The 20,899-nt window shown below is 74.9% G+C and carries 23 protein-coding genes and 1 riboswitch; of the genes, 8 read left to right on the top strand and 15 right to left on the bottom strand.

Features of this window, described 5'->3' with window-relative positions:
* Positions 1-250: 250 nt before the first annotated feature.
* Positions 251-2,824, top strand: a complete 2,574-nt coding sequence (locus DCS98_RS14945) for a SpoIIE family protein phosphatase (protein WP_116452277.1) — start codon at positions 251-253, stop codon at positions 2,822-2,824.
* 3 nt (positions 2,825-2,827) lie between these two features.
* Here DCS98_RS14945 and DCS98_RS14950 read toward each other — a convergent pair whose 3' ends face one another.
* The 6 genes from DCS98_RS14950 to DCS98_RS14975 all read right to left on the bottom strand — a co-directional run bounded on the left by DCS98_RS14950 (position 2,828) and on the right by DCS98_RS14975 (position 8,178).
* Positions 2,828-3,280, bottom strand: coding sequence for an ATP-binding protein (locus DCS98_RS14950; protein ID WP_116452145.1), 453 nt, complete (start codon positions 3,278-3,280; stop codon positions 2,828-2,830).
* Between the two features lie 112 nt (positions 3,281-3,392).
* A complete protein-coding gene (locus DCS98_RS14955; RefSeq protein WP_116452146.1) occupies positions 3,393-3,929 on the bottom strand; it encodes a DUF1697 domain-containing protein in 537 nt (178 codons plus the stop codon).
* 18 nt (positions 3,930-3,947) lie between these two features.
* A complete protein-coding gene (locus DCS98_RS14960) occupies positions 3,948-4,709 on the bottom strand; it encodes an energy-coupling factor transporter transmembrane component T family protein (protein ID WP_116452147.1) in 762 nt (253 codons plus the stop codon).
* Positions 4,706-6,115, bottom strand: coding sequence for an ABC transporter ATP-binding protein (locus tag DCS98_RS23930; protein ID WP_277394618.1), 1,410 nt, complete (start codon positions 6,113-6,115; stop codon positions 4,706-4,708). The genes DCS98_RS14960 and DCS98_RS23930 overlap by 4 nt, the downstream gene beginning before the upstream one ends.
* 29 nt (positions 6,116-6,144) lie before the next feature.
* Positions 6,145-6,759 (bottom strand): ECF transporter S component, encoded by a 615-nt coding sequence (locus DCS98_RS14970; protein ID WP_116452148.1) that lies wholly within the window; start codon positions 6,757-6,759, stop codon positions 6,145-6,147.
* Positions 6,756-6,859, bottom strand: a riboswitch (TPP riboswitch). (Overlaps the previous gene by 4 nt.)
* Before the next feature lie 32 nt (positions 6,860-6,891).
* A complete protein-coding gene (locus tag DCS98_RS14975; protein ID WP_116452149.1) occupies positions 6,892-8,178 on the bottom strand; it encodes an Nramp family divalent metal transporter in 1,287 nt (428 codons plus the stop codon).
* Positions 8,179-8,323: 145 nt separating this feature from the next.
* Between DCS98_RS14975 and DCS98_RS14980 the strand changes: the two genes are divergently transcribed.
* The gene (locus tag DCS98_RS14980) at positions 8,324-8,836 is read left to right on the top strand and encodes a VOC family protein (protein WP_116452150.1); all 513 of its coding nucleotides are present in this window, start codon (positions 8,324-8,326) and stop codon (positions 8,834-8,836) included.
* A gap of 3 nt (positions 8,837-8,839) precedes the next feature.
* On the opposite strand, the gene DCS98_RS14985 is transcribed toward DCS98_RS14980, so the two are convergent.
* From DCS98_RS14985 to DCS98_RS23655, 3 genes are read right to left on the bottom strand one after another with little or no spacing between them, the layout of a single operon-like run.
* Positions 8,840-9,472, bottom strand: a complete 633-nt coding sequence (locus tag DCS98_RS14985) for an acetate uptake transporter family protein (protein WP_164704582.1) — start codon at positions 9,470-9,472, stop codon at positions 8,840-8,842.
* Entirely contained in the window at positions 9,469-9,951 is a 483-nt protein-coding gene (locus DCS98_RS14990; RefSeq protein ID WP_116452152.1) for a hypothetical protein, read from the bottom strand. Before DCS98_RS14990 ends, DCS98_RS14985 begins: the two co-directional genes overlap by 4 nt.
* Entirely contained in the window at positions 9,948-12,404 is a 2,457-nt protein-coding gene (locus tag DCS98_RS23655; protein ID WP_116452153.1) for a molybdopterin oxidoreductase family protein, read from the bottom strand. The genes DCS98_RS14990 and DCS98_RS23655 overlap by 4 nt, the downstream gene beginning before the upstream one ends.
* A gap of 129 nt (positions 12,405-12,533) precedes the next feature.
* Between DCS98_RS23655 and DCS98_RS15000 the strand changes: the two genes are divergently transcribed.
* Both DCS98_RS15000 and DCS98_RS15005 read left to right on the top strand, forming a co-directional pair.
* A complete protein-coding gene (locus DCS98_RS15000; protein ID WP_116452154.1) occupies positions 12,534-13,337 on the top strand; it encodes an SDR family NAD(P)-dependent oxidoreductase in 804 nt (267 codons plus the stop codon).
* A 22-nt stretch (positions 13,338-13,359) separates the two neighbouring features.
* Positions 13,360-13,938: a GNAT family N-acetyltransferase gene (locus DCS98_RS15005; protein ID WP_241038046.1), complete on the top strand. Its 579-nt coding sequence runs from the start codon at positions 13,360-13,362 to the stop codon at positions 13,936-13,938.
* Here the strand turns inward: DCS98_RS15005 and DCS98_RS15010 are convergent.
* Positions 13,922-14,365: a rhodanese-like domain-containing protein gene (locus tag DCS98_RS15010; protein ID WP_116452155.1), complete on the bottom strand. Its 444-nt coding sequence runs from the start codon at positions 14,363-14,365 to the stop codon at positions 13,922-13,924. The genes DCS98_RS15005 and DCS98_RS15010 overlap by 17 nt on opposite strands.
* Positions 14,366-14,520: 155 nt before the next feature.
* On the opposite strand from DCS98_RS15010, the gene DCS98_RS15015 reads away from it, so the two are divergent.
* Together DCS98_RS15015 and DCS98_RS15020 are read left to right on the top strand one after the other, a co-directional pair.
* Entirely contained in the window at positions 14,521-15,165 is a 645-nt protein-coding gene (locus tag DCS98_RS15015; RefSeq protein ID WP_241038054.1) for a GntR family transcriptional regulator, read from the top strand.
* Positions 15,152-16,171: a 1-aminocyclopropane-1-carboxylate deaminase gene (locus tag DCS98_RS15020; protein WP_116452157.1), complete on the top strand. Its 1,020-nt coding sequence runs from the start codon at positions 15,152-15,154 to the stop codon at positions 16,169-16,171. Before DCS98_RS15015 ends, DCS98_RS15020 begins: the two co-directional genes overlap by 14 nt.
* On the opposite strand, the gene DCS98_RS15025 is transcribed toward DCS98_RS15020, so the two are convergent.
* From DCS98_RS15025 to DCS98_RS15045, 5 genes are read right to left on the bottom strand one after another with little or no spacing between them, the layout of a single operon-like run.
* Positions 16,150-16,446, bottom strand: coding sequence for a hypothetical protein (locus DCS98_RS15025; RefSeq protein ID WP_116452280.1), 297 nt, complete (start codon positions 16,444-16,446; stop codon positions 16,150-16,152). The two genes, DCS98_RS15020 and DCS98_RS15025, sit on opposite strands and share 22 nt — an antisense overlap.
* A gap of 2 nt (positions 16,447-16,448) precedes the next feature.
* Positions 16,449-16,850 carry a DUF1622 domain-containing protein gene (locus DCS98_RS15030; RefSeq protein ID WP_116452158.1) on the bottom strand — a complete coding sequence of 134 codons (402 nt, stop codon included), beginning with the start codon at positions 16,848-16,850 and terminating at the stop codon, positions 16,449-16,451.
* A gap of 34 nt (positions 16,851-16,884) precedes the next feature.
* Positions 16,885-17,571, bottom strand: coding sequence for an alpha/beta fold hydrolase (locus tag DCS98_RS15035; protein WP_116452159.1), 687 nt, complete (start codon positions 17,569-17,571; stop codon positions 16,885-16,887).
* Positions 17,568-17,786: a hypothetical protein gene (locus DCS98_RS15040; protein WP_241038056.1), complete on the bottom strand. Its 219-nt coding sequence runs from the start codon at positions 17,784-17,786 to the stop codon at positions 17,568-17,570. Before DCS98_RS15040 ends, DCS98_RS15035 begins: the two co-directional genes overlap by 4 nt.
* Before the next feature lie 12 nt (positions 17,787-17,798).
* Positions 17,799-18,812 carry an NADP-dependent oxidoreductase gene (locus tag DCS98_RS15045; protein WP_206340280.1) on the bottom strand — a complete coding sequence of 338 codons (1,014 nt, stop codon included), beginning with the start codon at positions 18,810-18,812 and terminating at the stop codon, positions 17,799-17,801.
* A gap of 55 nt (positions 18,813-18,867) precedes the next feature.
* On the opposite strand from DCS98_RS15045, the gene DCS98_RS15050 reads away from it, so the two are divergent.
* Positions 18,868-19,770, top strand: a complete 903-nt coding sequence (locus DCS98_RS15050; protein WP_116452161.1) for a haloalkane dehalogenase — start codon at positions 18,868-18,870, stop codon at positions 19,768-19,770.
* Positions 19,767-20,891, top strand: coding sequence for a class I SAM-dependent methyltransferase (locus DCS98_RS15055; RefSeq protein WP_116452162.1), 1,125 nt, complete (start codon positions 19,767-19,769; stop codon positions 20,889-20,891). Before DCS98_RS15050 ends, DCS98_RS15055 begins: the two co-directional genes overlap by 4 nt.
* Positions 20,892-20,899 lie beyond the last annotated feature (8 nt).

Consider the following 20,899-nt stretch of genomic DNA (forward strand, 5'->3'; position numbering starts at 1 on the left):
GCCGCTCGCGGCCCACGATGCTGGACGACGTCGCCTGGCACCGTGACCTGCGTACGGGGGGACGGAGCACGTCGTCCCCCACCCCTCCCGCCGACGGGCGGGCGCCTCCCGGAAGCCCCCGGGGGTGCCCGCCCCGGCCAGGAGCCACCCCGGTGCCGCGCCGCGGAGCGCGGGCCGGGATGCTGGGACCGGACATCCGGCGCCCGCCGGACGGTGTGTGACCGGCTGGCCCGCGTGGAAGGAACCGACCGTGACCGCCCCCGAGCCGCTGACCGGCTCCCGCGAGGGGCGGCTGGCGGCGGTGCGGCGGCTCGAACCGACCGCGCTCGGCTCCCGCGCCCTCCAGCGGTTGACCGGCATCGCTGCCCGCCTCCTCGGCGCCGACGGCGCCTGGGTCTCCCTCGTGGGCGACGTCCAGACCGTCGTCGGCGCGCACGGCCTGCCGTCGGGCAGCCTCGGCCGGCAGATCCCGTTGACCGAGTCGATCTGCGCGGTGGTGCTCGACGGGGGAATGGAGCCGCTCGTGGTGGCCGACGCCGCCGCCGACGCCCGGATCTCCGCTCTGCCGCCGGTCGCCGACGGCCCGGTCGGTGCGCTGGTCGCCGTCCCGCTCGTCGTCTTCGACGGTTCCCCCGTCGGGACCCTGACCGCGTTCACCTCCGCGCCCCGGCGGTGGACCGAGGGCGAGATCACGCTCCTCCGCCAGCTCGCCGACTCGGTCGCCACCGAGCTCGAGCTCTCCGCCCTGGGCCGGGAGTTCGAGGCCCACCGGCTGCGCGTCGAGCTCGCCATCGACGCCGCCGAGATCGGCAGCTTCGACTGGGACCTGGTCACCCGCCGGCTGGTGTGGGACGACCGCCTCGTCGAGATCTTCGGCTACGACCGCGCCACGTTCGACGAGACGATCGAGGCGTTCCGGGCCCGGGTCCACCCCGAGGACCGTGACCGGGTGGCGGATGCGCTGCAGGCCGCCATCGACACCTGCGGCGAGTACGACGCCGAGTTCCGCATCGTGCTCCCCACCGGGGAGACCCGCTGGATCCAGGGTCGCGGCCGCGCGCTCCCGGACGACCGCGGGGTCGCGGTGCGGCTGGTCGGCGCGGGCTTCGACACCACGGAGCAGCGGCACGGCGACGCCCGCGTCGCCCGCGTGCTCGAGGTGATGAAGTCGGCCTTCTTCTCCCTCGACCCGGAATGGCGCTTCACCTACGTCAACGCCGAGGCGGAGCGGGTCCTCGCCAGCACGCGGGAGAAGCTGCTCGGCGGCTCCGTCTGGGAGCTGTTCCCGGCGGCCGTGGGCAGCGACTTCGAGGCCAACTACCGCGCGGCCGCGGAGACGGGGGAGGAGCGGGTCTTCGAGGCCTACTACCCCGAGCCCCTCGAGGCCTGGTACGAGGTGCGCGCGTGGCCCGGCCCGGACGGGCTGTCGGTGTACTTCCTCGACGTCACCGAGCGGCGGCGGGCGGAGGAGCGGGCGCGGCGCAGCGCCGCCCACCTCGCCCTGGTGGCCGACGTGACGGCGACCCTCTCGGCCACCCTGACCAGCGGCGGGAGCGAGGCCGAGGCACTGCAGCGCGTGGCCGAGAGCGCGGTCCCGCTGCTCGGCGAGTGGGTGATCCTCAGCCTGGTGGACGAGGACGGCCGGATGCGCGACGTCGCGAGCTGGCACGAGGACCCCGCCGCCCGGGCGGACGTCGAGCGGTACGCCGAGCTGCGGCTGGCCGCCATCGGGCCGGACGCGCCGATCGTGCGGGCGCTGGCGTCCGGGCAGGTGCTCACGGTCGCCGACGTCCCGGCGGCCGTCGGCCGCGACCTGCCCGACGGCGAGGTCAGCGACGTCTTCTGGCGGCTGGCCCCGCAGTCGGCGGTGACCCTCGCGCTCAGCGCCCGGGGCCGGACCCTCGGGGCGCTGAGCATCTACCGCCCGGCCGGCCGGGAGGTGGCCGACGCCGAGGACGTCGCCACGGTGCGCGACCTCGCCGACCGGATCGCGCTCGCGATGGACAACTCCCGGCTCTACGAGCAGCAGCGGCGGCTGGCCGAGGGTCTGCAGCGCAGCCTGCTGACCGCGCCGCCGGAGCCCGACCACGCCGAGATCGTGGTCCGCTACCGGCCGGCCGTGGAGGTCGCCGAGGTCGGGGGCGACTGGTACGACGCGTTCCTGCAGCCCTCGGGCGCCACGATGGTCGTCATCGGGGACGTCGTGGGGCACGACACGGAGGCGGCCGCGGCGATGGGCCAGCTGCGCGGCATGCTGCGCGGCATCGCCTACCGGGAGGGCCCCGGTCCGGCAGCGGTGCTCAGCCAGCTCGACGCCGCCATCCAGGGCCTGGGCATGGGCACGATGGCCACCGCGGCGATCGCCCGCGTGGAGCAGACCCCGGAGGAGCGGACGGCCGGGCTCACCCGCATCCGGTGGTGCAACGCGGGGCACCCGCCGCCCCTGCTCCTGCGGGCCGACGGCCGGGTCGAGCAGCTGGAGCACGACCGCGCCCAGCTGATGCTCGGCGTCGACCCCACGGCGGAGCGCTCGGACGCGGTGGTGACCGTCGAGCGGGGGGCGACCCTGCTGCTCTACACCGACGGCCTGGTCGAGGGGCGCGACCTCCCCCTCGACGAGGGGATCGCCCGCCTGCGTGCGGCGGTGGCGGAGCTGGCCGACCAGCCGCTGGAGCTGCTCTGCGACGAGGTCATCGAGCGGTTGCGCCCGGAGGGGCTGCAGGACGACATCGCCCTCGTCGCCGTCCGGCTGCACCCGGAGGACCGCCCGCGCCCGCCCGAGGCCGGACCGGAGCGGGTGCCCGACCTGGTCGACCCGCGCTGAGCCTCAGGCGCGCGGGAGCAGCGCCCACACGAACTTGGCGCCGTCGCTGACGTACCAGCCGTGCGCCGACGACATCTCGGCGATCAGGTACAGGCCCAGGCCGCCCTCGCTGGGATCCCGGTCGACGGCCGGGGAGGGCGGCGTGCTCGCGGCGCCGTCGGACACCTCGATCAGGTAGGCGTCCGCGGTCAGCCGGACGGCGGCCCGCACCGCGCCGCCGCCGTGGCGCAGCGCGTTGGAGGCCATCTCGTCCAGCGCGAGGATCAGCTGGTCGCGGAGCTCCTCGGCGGTCTCGGGTTCCGCGGCGCGGGCGACGGCATGGCTCAGGGAGTGCCGGCGCAGCTCGGCCCGCACCCTGGGCAGCTCCGCCACCTCGTGCAGGTCCCACGCGAGCGCGGGATCGGCAGGAGGCGGTGCCGCCGACGGCCAGACCGGCCCGGCCGCCTGCCCTGTCACGCGATGGTCCCCTTGCATTCGTGCGGCCCCAGTGGTCGAGGCCAACGACTTCGTATGGGCTGCCGCGACGCCCGCCAAACCTACTGCGACATGTGTCACCCACCCGGGGGAGTCAGCCCTCCCCGGCGAGCGCCACCAGCCTCGTGACCGTGTTCCAGTTCCGGGCCGTGCCCGGCACCCCGAGCAACGCGTCCCACTTCCAGGAGGCCAGCGGCGTCCCCTGGATACCGTCCGGCAGCCACAGGTGCAGCTCTCTGCCGCGCACCCGGTACTCGCCCGGCCCGTCGACCGGCGGCAGGTCCGCCACCCTCGCAGGGTCGGGCGGGTGTGCCAGGAAGGTCACCAGGTAGCGCGCCGGGTCGGTGGCGACCCCGGCGAACGGGTCCTCCGCGACGACGGTGGCCAGCTCCGCCCCGGTCCGGACGACGACGGGGACGGCGAACCCGAACTCCGTCTCGATGGCGTCGGCGAGGTCGCCGGCGAGCTCCTCCTCCGGCAGGGCGCTGTCGAGCAGCACGTTGCCGCTGCGCAGGTGGGTGCGCACGCCGGTGTACCCGCGTCCGGTGAGCACCTCGACGAGGCGGGGCATCGAGACCTGCCGGGCGCGGCCCAGGTTGATCCCCCGCAGCAGGGCGACGTGGGAGCTCACGGGCGCACCGTAGCGCCGTCAGGCGAAGACCGGCTCCCACGTCCCGACGACCACGCCGGTGGCGACGGCGGCCACGCAGACCGCCACGGCGCCGACGGTGAACAGCGTGTCCCGCCGGTGCCACACGGAGCCCCGGGCGTTGGTGCGGGCGTGGCCGGAGTCGAAGCCCCGCGCGTCCATCGCGGTGGCGAGCCGGCCGCCGCGGCGCACGGCGCCGACGAGCAGCGCGAACGCGGTCGACGTGAACAGCCGCACCGCCGCCGCCGGGTTGCGGCCCGCGGCGACGCCCCGCGCCCGCCGGGCCAGCCGGATGGTCTGCCACTCCGCGGCCAGGAGCGGCACGAGCCGGAGGGCGGCGAGCGCGCCGTAGGCGAAACGGGTGGACACGCGCCAGTGCAGCGTGAGGGCGTCGGCCAGCCGGACCGGGTCGGTGGACGCGACCAGCAGGACGCCGGGCAGGGCGAGCGCCAGCACGCGGACGGCCACCGCGACGCCGTCGAGCCACCCGTTGCCGTCGTCCCCGAACAGCACGTTCACCCACGCCACGCCGGCGGCGCCCAGGAGCAGCGGCCAGGTGCGGGCGAGCACGGCCCGCGGTGTCGTCAGGCCGGCTGCCGGGAACAGGCACAGCTCGGCGGCGAGCAGCAGCGACGGGGTGAGCAGGTCGCCGCTGACCAGCAGCACGGGCAGGACGACGAGGATCGCGGTCAGCTGCGCGACCGGGTTGATCGCCGACAGGGGTACCGGTCGCACCGGGCCGAGCAGCAGCGGCAGGCTCATGCCGGCACCGCCGGGACGACGGGCCGCAGGTCGAGGACGTCGTCGGCGAGCGCGCCCACGACGGCCGCGTCGTGGCTCACCAGGACCATCCCGCGGTCCTCCTCCTGCTGCTCGGCCAGCAGCGCCACCAGCTCGCCCCAGGTGTCCCGGTCCTGGCCGAACGTCGGCTCGTCGAGGACCAGCACGCCCGGACGGGTGGCCAGGGCGGTCGCGACGGACAGCCGTCGCTGCTGACCGCCGGAGAGAGTGAACGGGTTGGCCTCCGCGAGGGCGGCCAGCCCCAGCCGCTCGAGCAGCTCGTCGGCGCGGCGGTGGGCCTCGCTGTCCCCGGATCCGGTGCGCAGCGGGCCGAGCGCCAGCTCGTCGCGGACGCGGCCGGTCAGGAACTGGTGCTCGGGGTGCTGGAAGACGGTGCCGATCCGGCGGACCAGCTCCTCGGCCGGCCAGCGGTGCGGTGGCCGGTCCGGCCGGCGGAGGCCTGCGGTGAGCGGCGCGGTGGCCGTGACCGCGCCGGAGGTCGGCGCCCGCAGCCCGGCCAGCAGCAGGGCGAGCGTCGACTTGCCCGTGCCGTTCGGGCCGGTGACCGCGAGCGTGCGGCCCGCCCGCACGGCGACGTCCGTGGGCGGCAGGGCCGGTGCCCGGCTCCCCCGGTGGGTGAACCCGGCCTGCTCCGCCCGGAGCAGGACCTGCCCGGGGAGGTGTGGCCGGCGGCCGGGCAGACGCAGGGGTGCGGGCCGCCAGCCGGCGGGGAGCTCGCGCGCCCCGCCGTCCGGCGTCAGCTCGACGACGCGGTCGACGAGCGGCAGCCAGGGCTCGGCGTCGTGGTCGACGACGAGCAGGGTGGCCCGGCGGTCGGCCAGGGCCCTGGCGACGGCGGAGCGCACGAGGGCGGCGCCGTCGGGGTCCAGCTGGGCGGTGGGCTCGTCGAGCAGCAGCAGCCCCGGGTCGCCGGCCAGCGCGCCCGCGAGCACGAGACGCTGCTTCTGGCCGCCGGAGAGCGCGGCGGTGGCTCGGTCGCGCCCGTAGGGGAAGCCGACGGCGGCCAGCGCCCGGTCGACGGCGGGCCAGATGCGCTCCGGCGCGACGCCCGCGTTCTCCGGCCCGAAGGCCACGTCGTCGCCGGCGCGGGTCATGACCAGCTGGGCGTCCGGGTCCTGGAAGACGATCGCCGTCCGGGCGCGACGGCTCCGGGGCACGCCGCCGTCGACCTCCAGCCGCCCTTCGGCGTCGCCGGCGTCGGGGCCGAGCAGACCGGCCAGGGCGGCCAGCAGGGTGCTCTTGCCCGACCCCGATGCCCCGGTGAGCAGCACCCGTTCGCCCGGCTCGACCCGCAGGTCCAGGTCGCGCAGCGCCCAGGCTCGCCTGCTGCCGTAGCGGAACCCCCACCCGGCCGCCCGGACGGCCACCGGTCCGCGACCGGTGGTGCCGGTCGTGGTCAGACCCGGGTGCGGGAGACGCCGAACGGTGCCAGCGCACCGCTCGCGGCCAGCGCACGGGAGAGCGCGAGCCCGCCCAGCCCGGCCACGACCGTCGTGCTGACGACCACGAGCAGGACGTAGGCGGACTTCCAGCCGCCGGTCCAGTCGGGGTAGTAGTTGACCAGGTCGAGGACGGCGGCCATGGCGCCCGCGCACAGCGCGGCGAGCAGCGCCTGGGGCCAGCCGAACCGGCGGTACCGGAAGGCCGCGAAGCCCAGCTCGCCGGCGAGGCCCTGCAGCAGGCCGTACACGATGGTCAGCGTCCCCCAGGTGGACCCGAGCAGCGCCGAGACGATCGCGGCCATCAGCTCGGCGAACAGCGCGGCGCCGGGCTTGCGGACGATCAGCGGCGCGAGGACCGCCGGCACCAGCCACACGCCGTACATGACGGCCTGACCCGGCGGGAAGGCGGTGAACGGGGCGTCGAGGGCTGCCCACAGCAGCCCCCACGCCCAGAAGACGATGCCGAAGGCCACGCCGAGGACGGCGGTGACCACGATGTCCACGGTCCGCCAGCGGCGGGCCGGCTCGGAGACGGCATCGGACGACGGACGGACGGCCTGCTCGGCCATGACTTCCTCCAGGCTCCCTGCGCCGGCATGACCCGGATCAGGTTCGAGGGTCTGCGGTTGCCCGCACTCTCAGCGCCGAAGCGCTCCCCTGCTGTGTGTGTTCGGTTGTGCCCCGGATGGTAGCCCTCCCGGTCAGCCCAGGACGAACCCCAGGACCAGGTGCGCGTTGAGGCCGATGATCAGCGCGGCCACCACGCTGCCGGCGACGGTGGTGACCCGGCGGTTGACCCAGCCCCCCATGAGGTCGCGGCGGCTGGTCAGCCAGAGCAGGGGCACCAGCGCGAACGGGATGCCGAAGGACAGCACCACCTGCGACCACACCAGCGCCGTCGTCGGGTCGCCGCCGAGGACCAGCACGGCCAGCGCGGGGGCCAGGGTGATCAGCCGCCGGGCGAGCACCGGGACGTGCTTGCGGAGGAACCCGGCCATCACCACCTGGCCGGCGTGGGTGCCCACCGAGGAGGACGCGAAGCCGGAGGCCAGCAGGGCGAGGGCGAACGCGAGCGCGGCCCCGCTGCCGAGCTGGTCGCCGAGCCCGGCGTGCACGCCCTCCAGGGTGTCGGCCCCGCTGCCCGAGGTGAACAGCTGCGCTGCGATGACGAGCATCGCGGCGTTCACCAGACCGGCCAGCCCCATCGCCAGGAGCACGTCCAGCCGCTGCGCCTTGAGCAGCCGCCGCCGTCCCTCGTAGGTCCGGCCCGCGGTGACGACGTCGCCGTAGCGGCCGGGGGTCAGCGCGGAGTGCACGTAGATCACGTGCGGCATGACCGTGGCGCCGAGGATGCCGGTGGCCAGCACGATGCTCTCCGGACCGTCGAACGACGGGACGAGCCCGGCCGCCGCGCCGCCGACGTCGACCCCCGAGCCGACCAGGGTGTACCCGAAGCCCAGGCCGATCACCAGCAGCAGGCCGGTGATGACCCGCTCGAAGGGCCGGTGCCCGCGGGACTGCGCGGCGAGCAGGACGAAGGCGACGAGGGCGGTGATGACCCCGCCGATCGGCAGCGGGACGCCGAAGAGCAGGTGCAGCGCGACGGCGCCGCCGACGATCTCGGCGAGGTCGGTCGCGATCGCCACCGCCTCGGCCTGCACCCACAGGCCCCAGGTGACCGGCCGGGGGAAGCGCTCCCGGCAGTTGGTGGCCAGGTCGCGCCCCGTCGCCAGCCCCAGCTTGGCGGTGAGCGACTGGATGAGCATCGCCATGAGGTTCGCGGCGACGATGACCCACAGGAGCGTGTAGCCGAAGGCGGCGCCGCCGGAGAAGTTCGTCGCGACGTTGCCGGGGTCCACGTAGGCGACGGCCGCGACGAACGCCGGGCCCAGCAGCGGCCAGATGCGGCGCGTGGTCGCCACCGGTGCCGGGCGTCCGGCGCCCAGCACGGTGGGCAGGACGGCGGCCTCGGTCTTCGACAGGTACACGGCGGCCTCGCAGGGTGGTCCGGGTGGGCTGGCACTCCTCACCTGCCCTGGCCGCTGTCACGCGCGGGCCGAACCGTGGCCCCCCGGGGCCACGGTCGGGCTCACCGGAGCGCAAATACTTGAGACTTCATGTAACTTGGTCCCCATGCCGGTCCAGCGCCTGAACCACGCCGTCCTCTACGTCCGCGACGTCGAGCGCAGCCACGCCTTCTACCGGGACGTCCTGGGTTTCCGGGCGAAGATGGAGATCCCCGGCGCGGCCGTCTTCCTGCAGGCGGAGGGCTCGACCAACGACCACGACCTGGGCCTGTTCCAGATCGGGTCGGGTGCCGGTGCCTCCGAGGCCGGCCGCCGCACCGTCGGGCTCTACCACCTGGCGTGGGAGGTCGACACGCTCGCCGAGCTCGCCCGGATCCGCGACGCGCTGCTGCGGGCCGGGGCGCTCGTGGGCCAGTCGGACCACGCGACCACCAAGGCGCTGTACGCCCAGGACCCCGACGGCCTGGAGTTCGAGGTCTCCTGGCTGCTGCCGGCCGACCTGATCACCCCCGAGGTGACCGAGGGCGCGGCGATCACCGCGCCGCTGGACCTCGACCGCGAGATCGCGCGCTACGGCGCGCACACCCGCGGCGGGGTGGGTGTGTCCGTCAGCGCCTGACGGTCACAGCTGGGGTCGGACGCCGGGGTCGTCGCCGATCGGCTGCTCGCCCCGTCGGCCGAGGGGCAGGACGGTGCGCCGGTGCGAGCCCTCGAGCTCGAGCGCCAGGGCCGCGTAGAGGGCGACCGCCCCCAGCAGGAGCCCCGTCGAGCCGGCCGCCGTCTTCCAGGCCGCGGACGAGCTGAGCTCGTAGACCCCCGTGACGGCGAACCGGGTGCCCGCCAGCAGCATGACCGCCGCAGGCACCAGCTTGCTGCCGGCCGACAGGGCCGGCACGAGCATGCACACGCCCGCGGTGAGCAGCAGGACGCCGAGGCCTTCGCTGGTCGCACCCGGCGGGGAGGTCAGGGTGGTGACGCCCACGACGCCCCAGGTCCCGGCGAGAACCCCCATCCCGGTGGCCGCGACCGGGTCGCGGGCGAGGAATCCCATCACCGACGCGAGCAGCTGCAGCGGGGCGGTCGCGAACACGGCGACCAGGGCGGCGACGCGCCCGTCGGCCGGCGGGATCCACCCGAGCTGGACGGCGCTGAAGGTCACGGTGGACAGGACCAGGGCCAGGAAGCCGAGGGCGAGCGGTGTGGCCAGCGGGCGCAGGACGACCTGCGGCGCCGATCCCGGCGGGGACTGGGTCAACTGGCCAGCACCTGCGGGGAGGCGACCTTCAGGTACGAGTTCGCCCACCGCGCGATCCGCAGGGACTGCGGGTGGCAGCGCTCGGCCACGTCCAGCAGTTCCTGCTCCTTCGCACCCTGGGCGCCCTGGGCGAGCACCTCCCAGTCCAGGGAGGTGCCGGCCGCCTCCCGGTAGAGGTGCCGCAGGTCCGCGAGCAGCAGCAGCCCCGGGGCCGAGCTCCGGCCGGTGAGCTCGGAGGCCCGCTGCTTGAGCGCCTCGACCGGGCCCGGCTCCTCCGAGGCCTCGGGATCGAGATCGAGGCCGAAGTCGCGCCCGACGCGGGCCAGCTCCGCCACGTGCGTGCGCGACCAGCCGGCCATGTCGCGGCAGACGTAGAAGACCTCGTGGTCGGCCTTGTGCTTGTCCGACATGGACGTCAGCACGGACACCAGGTGGTTCTCCGAGCGGTGCAGCTCCTCGATCGCCAGGTCGAGCTTCACGCCTGTCCTCCTGCCAGCTCGTGGGCGAGCGCGTCGTCGCCGCCGCGCGTGGGCGGGACCCCCGCGGTCACGGGCGCAGAACCGGTGGTCGTCGGCGCCGGTGCCGGGCCGTCGGCGGCGGCCACCCGCTCCACCTGTGCGGCCGCGGTCTTGAAGATCGGCTGCTTGGACACCGGGTCCCAGTCGGTGAGCGTCAGCTCGTTGGCCGCCCGTCCGTCCTCGCCGTCCGGCGGTGCGTGCTCGCCGGCGGTGTCCCAGTAGCCGTAGTGGAACGGCAGGAAGAGCACGCCGGGGCGGATGCCGCTGACCCGCAGCTTGGCGCGGACCCGGCCGCGGGGGGTGGTCACCTCGAGCAGGTCGCCCTCCACGAGCCCGCGATCGGCGGCGTCGCCGGCCGACATCTCCACCCACACCTCGGGGGCGGCCTTCTGGAGCTGGGGTGCCCGGCCGGTCTTGGTGCGGGTGTGGAAGTGGTAGAGCGTCCGGCCGGTGATCAGCTGGAACGGGTGCTCCTGGCTGGGCAGCTCGTGCGGCGGCAGGTACTCGGCCGCCTTGAGCACCGCCCGCCCGGTGGGGTTGAGCGCCTTGTACTCGGTCTCCTCGACGGGTGCTCCGGTGACCATGTCCCGGCCGTAGCTCTCGCAGTAGTCGGGCTGGGCCCAGAACTGGCCGTCGACGTAGATGCGCTCGGTGCCCTCGGGGTGCTCGTCGTTGCACGGCCACTGGATGCCGCTGCCGCCGCGCAGCTTGTCGTAGGAGAGGCCGGTGTAGTCGCAGGGCCGCCCGCGGGAGCACTCCTTCCAGCCCTCGAAGGCGCCCTCGGGATCGGTCCACTTCACCAGCGGGGCGCCGTCCTTGTCCCGCAGGTCGAGCCGTCGCGCGAGGTCGATCAGGATGTCGAGATCGGACCGCGCCTCGCCGGGCGGGTCGACGGCCTTCTCCGACAGGTGGACGGTGCGGTCGACGTTGGTGAACGTCCCCGTCTTCTCCCCCCACGTCGCGGCGGGCAGGACGACGTCGGCGAGCTGGGCGGTCTCGGACAGGAAGATGTCCTGGACGACGAGGAACAGCCGCTCCTGCGACAGGATCGACCGGATCCGCGACAGCTCGGGCAGCGAGACCGCCGGGTTCGTCGCGGTCACGTACATGAAGCGGATCGAGCCCTCCTCGATGTACCGCAGCTGCTGCATGATGTGCGTCGGCGGCGAGTAGTGCGGGATCCGCATGGGTTCGACGTTCCAGACCCTCGCCAGGTCCTCCACGTGGCTGTCGTTCGACCAGTTGCGGAACGCCGGGAGATCGCCGTCCGCCCCCGCCTCGCGGGTGTTCTGCGCGGTCGGCTGGCCGTTCATCTGCAGGATCCCGCAGCCAGGCTTGCCGAGCATGCCGCGCAGCACGTGGATGTTGTTGATCTGGACGGCGGCGGCCGTGGCCTGGTGGGACTGGTAGAAGCCCTGCAGCGCGGTGGACAGCAGCCGCTGTGCGCCGCCGATGACCCGGGCGGCCTCCCGGATCTGCGCCGCCGGCACGTCGCACACCTCCGCGGCGACCTCGGGGGTGTAGGCCTTCGTCTGCTTCTCGAGCTCGTCGAAGCCGACGCTGTGCGCGTCGACGAACTCCCGGTCGACCCACCCGTTGGCGATGATCTCGTGGACGAGCGCGTTCATCAGCATCACGTTGGTGCCGGGGCGGGGAGCCAGGTGCACCGTGGCGGCCCGGGCGACGGGCGTCTCCCGCGGGTCGACGCAGATGACCGCCGGCGGGTTGGGGCCGGCGAGCCGGTCGAGGATGCGGGTCCACAGCACCGTCTGCGTCTCGGCCATGTTGTGCCCGTACAGCGCGATCACGTCGGCGTGGTCGACGTCGGTGTAGGAGCCGGGCTGGCCGTCGCTGGCGAAGGTCTCCTTCAGGGCGGCGGCCGCGGTGGCGGTGCACAGCCGGGTGTTGCCGTCGACGTGGCTGGTCCCGATGCCGCCGTGGGCGATCAACCCCAGGGTGTAGTACTCCTCCAGGAAGAGCTGCCCGGTCGTGTAGAAGCTGATCGCGCTGGGGCCCTGCTCCTCGAGCAGCTCCCGGCACCGGCCGACGACGGCGTCCATCGCGGTGTCCCAGTCGGTCTCCACCAGTTCCCCGTCCCGCCGGATCAGCGGCCGGGTGAGCCGGTCGGGGGAGTTGTTCGCCTGCCAGCCGAAGAGGTCCTTCGGGCCGAGGCGACCGTGGTTGACCCGGTCGACCGCCCGGCCGCGCACGCCCACGATCCGCCCGTCCTTCACGGCGATGTCCAGGCCGTCGCCGTTCGAGTGCAGGATCGTGGCCGACTGGACCCAGCGGTCGACGTCGTCCTCGGTCAGCCCGTCGACCAGGTATGAGTCCACCCGGGTGGGCCAGGCCTCGCCGGGGCCGTAGGGCGTACGGCTCCCCCAGGGCTCGGCGATGCGATCGACGCGGGGCATGCGTCCTCCTCGAACTGTTGCTGTCGTGCAACTGATAGTGCTCCCGCTGGCGGAGGTCCGCAGGTCGGCGCATCGCCGAGGACGTGCCGGGGCAAGGAGGGACGACCGCCCGATCCGTCCGGAGGTCCCGTGACCACGCCCGCAGCCCGTCCCCTCGCCCTCGTCACCGGTGCCTCCAGCGGCATCGGCCGCGAGCTGGCCAAGCAGTTCGCCGAGAACGGCTTCGACCTGATCGTGGCCGCGGAGGACGTCGAGCTCGACGACGTGACCGAGGAGCTGCGCGCGATGGGCGCGACGGTCGCCCCGGTGAGCGTCGACCTGACCGAGCCGGAGGACGTCGAGCGGCTGACCGCCGCGGTCCGGGGCGCCGGCCGGCCCCTCGACGCGGCGGCGCTCAACGCCGGGGTGGGCATCGGCGGGAGGTTCGCCGAGACCGATCTCGACCGGGAGCTCGAGATCGTCGACCTCAACTGCCGCTCCACCGTGCACCTGGCCAAGCGGGTCGTGCAGGACATGGTCGCCCGCGGCGAGGGCCGGATCCTGTTCACCTCCTCGATCGCCTCGCAGGCCCCCGAGCCCTTCCAGGCCGTGTACGCGGCGTCGAAGTCCTTCGTGCAGTCCCTCGCCCTGGCGCTGCGCGAGGAGCTGGCGGAGACCGGGGTCAGCGTCACCGCGCTGCTCCCCGGCCCGACGGAGACGGAGTTCTTCGACCGCGGTGACCTCACCGACACCAAGCTGGGCGCCGATCCGGACAAGGACGACCCGGCGCTGGTGGCCCGGCAGGGCTATGAGGGGCTGATGAAGGGCGAGGCGTCGGTCTTCGCCGGGACGCTGACGAGCAAGGTCATGGGCACGCTCTCCGCCGTGCTCCCCGACTCGCTGGCGGGCAAGGCGCACAAGCCGATGACGGAGCCCGGGTCCGCGGAGGGCTGAGCCGCTCCGGCACGATCCGCGCGTGGAGACCGTCGCACTGGAGCCGATCGAGCCGGTCGAGCTGGAGGCCGGCCCATTCCGGCTCCGGCCCTGGCGGCCCGACGACCTGGAGGCGCTCTGGTCGGCGTTCCAGGACCCGGAGATCCGGATGTGGAACGGCGGGGGAGTGGCCACGCGGGAGGACGCGCTCGCGCTGCTCGGGCGGCGGGCCGGGCGCTACCCCGACCACGTCTCGTGGGCCGTCGTCGACCCGGCGAGCGACGAGCTGCTGGGCTCGGTGTCGCTGCACTCCATCGACCCGGTGGGCACCGACGGCCAGGTCGGCTACTGGACGTCGCCGGCGGCGCGCGGGCGGGGCGTCGCGGTCGCCGCCGTCGACGCGGTCTGCCGGTGGGCGTTCGGGACGCTGCCGGTCGATCGGATCGAGCTCTTCCACGCCGTGGAGAACACCGCCTCGGGCCGGGTGGCCGAGAAGGCAGGCTTCGTCCAGGAGGGGCGGTCGCGGCGCTCGTACCGCTACGGCGACGGCGTGAAGCACGACGAGCTGCTGTGGGCGCGGCTGGCCGACGACCCGGCCCCGGACCTCAGCACCCGCAGCTGATCCCCGCGGGCGCGGTGAGCGGATCGGCGGCCGACCGGCGCACGCCGCCGTCGGTCTCGACCGGCAGGCCCTCCCGCGCCCAGTACTCGAAGCCGCCGATCATCTCGCGCACCCGGAAGCCGAGGGTCGCCAGCGCGAGCGCGGCGCGCGTGGCCCCGTTGCAACCCGGGCCCCAGCAGTAGGTGACCACCGGGACGGACCGGTCCAGCTCGGCGGCCGCCCGGTCGGCGATCTCCCTTCCCGGCAGGTGGACCGCACCCGGGATGCGGCCCTGCGCCCACGCCTGCGCGCTGCGGCTGTCCAGGAGGACGAAGCCGGGCAGGCCGGAGTCCACGGCGGCCGCCACGTCGCTGACGTCGGTCTCCACGGCGAGGCGGTGCGCGAAGTGGGCCGCCGCGACGGCCGGGTCGGTCTGCCACTCGATCATGGCCCGGACGCTAGGGGCGAGCAGGACCGCCCACGAGGCGCTTCCCTGCCAATCACCGCAGCGATCCCGTGTTCCATCGCAATGAAGCACGGTGGGGATTGACGTGGCGGCCTCTGACATCTGAGATGTCAGTTGTGAGCGGTCCTCTTCCCCCGGTGCGGCGCGTGCTCCTGCGCGACCAGGCGCTCACCGTCCTGCGGGAGGCGATCGTCACCGGCGGTCTCGCGCCGGGTGCCGTGGTGAAGGACTCCGAGCTCGCCCAGCGGATGGGTCTGTCGGTCGCCCCCGTGCGCGCCGCGCTGGCCCGCCTCGCCGACGAGGGGCTGGTCGAGGCCAAGCCGCAGAGCCACACCCGCGTCACCCCGCTCGTCCCGGGCCAGGTGCACGACGCAGCCGTCGTGGTGCGCGCGATGCACGAAGTCGCCGTCCGGGAGGCGGTCCCCCGGCTGACGGGCGAGGACGTCGCGGCGATGCGCGCGGCCAACGACCGCTTCGCGGCGGCGCTGGAGGCCGGGGACGTCGATGCGGCCGTGGCGGCGGACGACGACCTGCACGGCGTGCTGGTCGCGCGCTGCGGCAACGCGTCGGTCGCCGCCACCGTCGACCGCTTCACACCGGCCGTCCGCCGGCTGGAGCGCCGGCGCTTCGCCGAGGCCCACGGACGCCGATCCGTGGAGCTGCACGAACGCCTGATCGCCGCCTGCGCGGCCGCCGACGTCGAGGACGCCGTCGCCACCACCACCGACATCTGGACGGCGCTGCTGTCCGAACTGGAGGACGACTCCGATGGGTCTCGCTGACTTTCCCCGCTACCCGCTGCTCTTCGGGCCCTCGCCGGTGCACCGGCTGGACCGGCTCACCGAGCGCCTCGGCGGCGCCGCCGTCTGGGCGAAGCGGGAGGACGTGAACTCCGGCATCGCCTTCGGCGGCAACAAGACCCGCAAGCTCGAGTACCTGGTCGCCGACGCCCTGGCGCAGGGCTGCGACACGCTCGTCTCGATCGGCGGCGTGCAGAGCAACCACACCCGCCAGGTCGCCGCCGTCGCCGCCCGCGTCGGGCTGGGCTGCGTGCTGGTCCAGGAGAGCTGGGTGGACTGGCCCGACGCCGTCTACGACAAGGTCGGCAACATCCTGATCAGCCGGCTGGCCGGGGCCGACGTCCGGCTGGTCACGGCCGGCTTCGGGATCGGCGTCAAGGAGAGCTGGGAGACGGCGCTCGCGGAGATCGAGGCGCGCGGCGGCAAGCCCTACGCCATCCCCGCCGGGGCGTCGGACCACCCGCTGGGCGGCCACGGCTTCGCCGGCTGGGCGCACGAGGTCGCCGCGCAGGAGGCCGAGCTCGGCGTCTTCTTCGACACCGTCGTCGTCTGCTCGGTGACCGGGTCCACCCAGGCCGGCATGGTCGCCGGTTTCGCGCAGCTGGAGGAGCAGGGCGCCCGGCCGCGGCGGGTGCTCGGGATCGACGCCTCCGCCAAGCCGGCCGAGACCCGCGACCAGGTCCTGCGGATCGCCCAGCGGACGGCGCGAGCCATCGGGGTGCAGCGCGAGCTGACCCTGGACGACGTCGAGCTCGACGAGCGGTACCACGCGGGCATCTACGGCATCCCGGACGCGGCGACCATCGCCGCCATGGAGCTCGCCGCCCGGACCGAGGGCATGGTGACCGACCCGGTGTACGAGGGGAAGTCCATGGCCGCGACCATCGACCTGGTCGGGCGCCGGGAGATCGACCCGTCGTCCACCGTGCTCTACGCCCACCTCGGCGGGCAGCCGGCCCTCAACGGCTACAGCGCACTGTTCTCCTGACGCGGTCCGGCGATCGACGGCAGGGACCAGGCGCGCCCGCCGGCGCGCAGCCCCGCGCCGATCAGCCGGCGCAGGGCGACGATCGCCGCCGTGGTGAGGATCGCCGACCAGCCGGGGTCGCCGATCAGCCGCAGCAGACCGGCGGCGAGCAGCAGGTCCAGGAACACCCCCAGCGCCAGGGCGGGCCGCCGGGTCGCCACGAGGGCCACGACGCCCGCGACCAGGGCGGCGGCCGCGATGACGGACGCGAGGACCGCCGTGACCTCGACGAGCACGCTCACACCGTGCGCCCGCGGTGTTCCGGCGCGGTCACGTCGGGGCCCGGACCGCGCGCCTCGTCCTCGGCCACCTGGCGGCGCTCCTCGGCGATCTCCTTGGAGAGGAAGTAGTTGAGGGCGGTGCGGATGGCCGCGACGGCGGCCAGCTGACCCAGCTCCTCGAAGCTGGGCGCGACCGCCGTCCGGAGCACGTCGCTGGCCAGCTGGAATTCCAGCCCCAGCGCGAGGAAGCGGCCGAGCGTCAGGCGGACGGGGACGAACGCCGCGGTGCTCCGCATGCGCAGGCCGACCCACACGAACCGCGCGAACGCCCAGAGGGCGCCGGTGATGATGACGACGGCACCGCACGCCTCGACGACGGGGACCAGGACGCCGACGACGTCCGCCAGGATCTCTTCCACGCGGACGACCTACCCGTCGGTCCCGGTCGTAGGCCTAGAGGTCGACCGTCAGCCCGTCCGTGCCCGACCGCGCGAGCGCGTCAGCGATGTCGGGGCGCATCGGTGCCAGGCCCGCCCCGGCGAGGACGACGTCCCGGGCGAAGGCGTGCCACACCATCGCCCGCCGCACCATGCTGTGCCCGCCGGCGACGGTGAAGCGGGCGACGTGCGCACCGGCTGCCTGTGCGCGCGGGGCGAACTCGGCGGAGAGCGCGGCGGGCACCCATCGGTCGCCGCGGCCGTGGAGGATCGCCACGGTCGCGCCGCGCAGGTGCGCGACCGGCTCGCCCGGCGGCGTCCAGGGGGCCAGGGCGCAGACCGCCCGCACACCGAACTCGCCGCCGGCACGGAGCACCGCCCGGCCGCCCATCGAGTGGCCGACGAGGACGACGGGCACGTCGCCGTGCTCCTCGCGGATCCGGCGCAGGCTCCAGCGGACGTCGGCGAGCGCGTCGGCCGCGATCCCGTTCCAGCCGGCGACCCGGTACCGCAGCAGGCACGTCGTCAGCCCCCGCTCCGTCCCTGTCGCCGCGACGAACTGCTCGACGGCGCGCATGCGGACCAGCGACAGCGCCCGCTCCCGGGGCGGCTGGACGCTGGCCACCGTGCCGCCGTGGCAGAAGAGCGCCACCGCGGCGGTCGCCCCCTCGGACGGCCGCACCTCGAGGCGCGGCTCCGTCACCGGCGGCGTCCGCCCCGGAGGGTCGCCCGCGCCCGGTCGCCGAGGTCGCCCGCCTTCAGCAGGGTGCGGCTCACCGACGACGGCCCGCGACGCCGCTCGAGCGAGCGGCCGACCCGGCGCAGCAGGCCGGTGGTGAGCGGGACGACGACGGTGAGGACCAGCCACATCCGCAGCCGACGGGAGAAGAAGAGCCACATGGCCGGTGCCCTGCCCACGCGGTGGCGGTCTCAGTCGGCGAGCTTGACCACCATCTTCCCGGTGTTGCCGCCGCGCAGGAGGTCGAGGAAGGCGGGCACGGCCTCGTCCAGCCCCTCGCGCACGGTCTCCCGGACGACGAGCCGCCCGGAGGTGACCAGCTGGGTGACCTTCTCGGTGAACTCGTCCCGCAGGTCGGCGTGGTCGCCGACGATGAACCCGCGCAGGCTCAGCTTCTTGGTCACGAGCATGAACATGTTGCGCGGACCGGGCTGCGGTTCGGTCGCGTTGTAGCCGGAGATGGCGCCGCACAGGGCCGCCCGGCCGAACTCGTTGAAGGCGCCGATGGCGGCTTCGAGGTGCTCGCCGCCCACGTTGTCGAAGAAGACGTCGATGCCGTCGGGTGCAGCGCCCTTCAGCTGCTGGGCGACCGGTCCGTCGTGGTAGTCGAACGCCGTCGTATAGCCGACCTCCTCGGTCAGCCAGCGCACCTTCTCCGGCGTGCCGGCGCTGCCGATCACGGCGGAAGCCCCGTTCAGGCGGGCGAACTGCCCGACCAGGCTCCCGACCGCGCCCGCGGCCCCGGAGACGAAGACCGCGTCGCCCTCCCGGAACTGCGCCAGCCGGAACAGGCCGACCCAGGCGGTCAGCCCTGGCATCCCGAGGACGCCCAGGTGGTAGCTCGGCGGGATGCCGGGGAGCTCGGGGAGCACCCGGACGTGCCGGGCGTCGAGGACGGCGACGTCCCGCCACGCCGCGTCGGCCAGCACCAGGGAGCCCTCCGGCACGGCGGGCGAGCGGGACTCGACCACCCGCCCCACGGCGCCGCCCTTCATGGTCTCGCCGACCTCCCACGACGCCGCGTAGGACTTCCCCGCGTTCATCCGGCCGCGCATGTACGGGTCGACCGACATGGCGAGCATCCGCACGACGACCTGCCCCTCGGCCGGATCGGGGCGCTCGAGCTCCACGAGCCGGAAGTCGTCGGGGGTCGGCTCGCCGTGCGGTCGGGCCGCCAGCTGCCATTCACGCGTGGTCACGGGCATGGGCCCGATCCTGCCCCGTGGCGCCGGGCGGGACGCCATCGCGTAGGAAGAGGCCATGGAGATCCTGCGGACGCCCGAGGAGCGGTTCGCCGACCTGCCCGACTTCCCGTACGAGCCGCGCCACGTCGAGGTGGACGGCGGGCTGCGGGTGGCGGTCGTCGAGGAGGGGCCGGCCGACGGCGAGACCGTCCTGCTGCTGCACGGCGAGCCGTCCTGGTCCTTCCTCTACCGCCGGATGATCCCGGTGCTGGCCGGGGCCGGCCTGCGCGTCGTCGCGCCGGACCTCGTGGGCTTCGGCCGCTCGGACAAGCCGACCGACCGGGCGGCCTACAGCTACGCCGCGCACGTCGGGTGGATGCGGGAGGCGCTGCTCGACCGGCTCGACCTGCACCACGTCACGCTGGTCGGCCAGGACTGGGGCGGCCTGATCGGCCTCCGGCTGGTCGCGGAGCACCCGGACCGCTTCGCGCGCGTCGTCGTCGCCAACACGGGCCTGCCGACCGGCGACCAGCCGATGAGCGAGGCGTTCCTGGCGTGGCAGCGGTTCTCGCAGGAGAGCCCGGAGTTCCAGATCGGCCGCGTCGTCGCCAACGGGTGCCGGACGACGCTGCCGGCCGAGGTCGTGGCCGCGTACGACGCGCCCTTCCCCGACGACAGGTACACCGCCGGCGCGCGGGTCTTCCCGGCACTGGTGCCCACCCGCCCCGACGACCCGGCCGCGGCCGCGAACCGGGCGGCGTGGGAGGTCCTCACCCGGTGGGAGAAGCCGTTCCTCACCGCTTTCTCCGACGGCGACCCGATCACCGGCGGCGGCGACCGGGTCTTCCAGAAGCTGGTCCCCGGGGCACGCGGGATGGCGCACACCACGCTGGCGGGCGGTGGCCACTTCCTGCAGGAGGACGTCGGCCCCGAGCTGGCCCGGGTCGTCGCCGACCTCGTGGCGGCCACCCCCCGGTGACCGCGGCCGAGGACCTCTTCGGCGCGCTCCGGCGCGCGCCCGACGTCGAGGCGCCCGAGCTGGTGGCCGTCGACGCGACCGACCGGCTGCTGCTCGACGAGGCGGCGGCCGCGCTGGCGCTCTGCGGGCCGGGCGAGGTCGCCGTCGTCGACGACGCGTACGGGGCCCTCACCCTCGGCGCGGTGGCCCTGCACGGCGCCTCCGACGTGCGGGTCGCGCAGGACCTCCTGGTCGGGGAGCGCGCGCTGGCGCTCAACGCCGGGCGCACCGACCTGACCGGCACCTACCGGCAGCTGCCGCTCGACGAGGTGGCTGCCGGGGCGCGGGTCGTCCTCGTCCAGGCCCCGAAGGCGCTCGACGCGCTGCGCGAGATCGCCGAGCGCGTCGCCGCGGTGGCCGCTCCCGACGTCACCGTGCTCGTCGGCGGCCGGGTCAAGCACATGACGCACGCGATGAACGACGTCCTCGGCGACTCGTTCGGCGACGTCTCGGCGACCCTCGCGCGGCAGAAGTCGCGGGTGCTCGTCGCCCGCCGGCCGGAGCCCGCACCGTCGTCGTTCCCGCGGCGGCAGGAGCACCCCGATCTGGGGCTGACGGTCTGCGCGCACGGAGCCGCGTTCGCGGGCACCAAGGTCGACATCGGCACCCGGACGCTGCTCGGCGTCCTGGAGGAGCAGGCGCCGGGGGCCGGGACGGCACTCGACCTGGGCTGCGGCACGGGGGTGCTCGCGACCGTGCTGGCGCGCAGCCGGCCCGGGCTCGCCGTCCTGGCGGCCGACCAGTCGGCCGCGGCGGTCGCGTCCGCCGCCGCGACGGCGGAGGCCAACGGCGTGGCCGACCGGGTGCGCGTCGTCCGGGACGACGCGGCCGACTCCCTCGACGACGCGAGCGTCGACCTGGTCGCGTGCAACCCGCCCTTCCACGTGGGTGCCGCCGTCGTGACGACCGCCGCCGACCGGCTGTTCGCGGCGGCGGCGCGCGTGCTGCGGCCCGGTGGCGAGCTGTTCACGGTCTACAACAGCGCGCTGCGCTACAAGCCGGTGCTGGGCCGCGTCGTCGGTCCCACCCGGGTCGCCCGGCAGACGCCGAAGTTCACGGTGACGGTCTCCACGCGCAGGTGACCCTTGTC

This window comes from Blastococcus litoris (genome assembly GCF_003075095.1).
GTDB lineage: Bacteria > Actinomycetota > Actinomycetes > Mycobacteriales > Geodermatophilaceae > Blastococcus_B > Blastococcus_B litoris.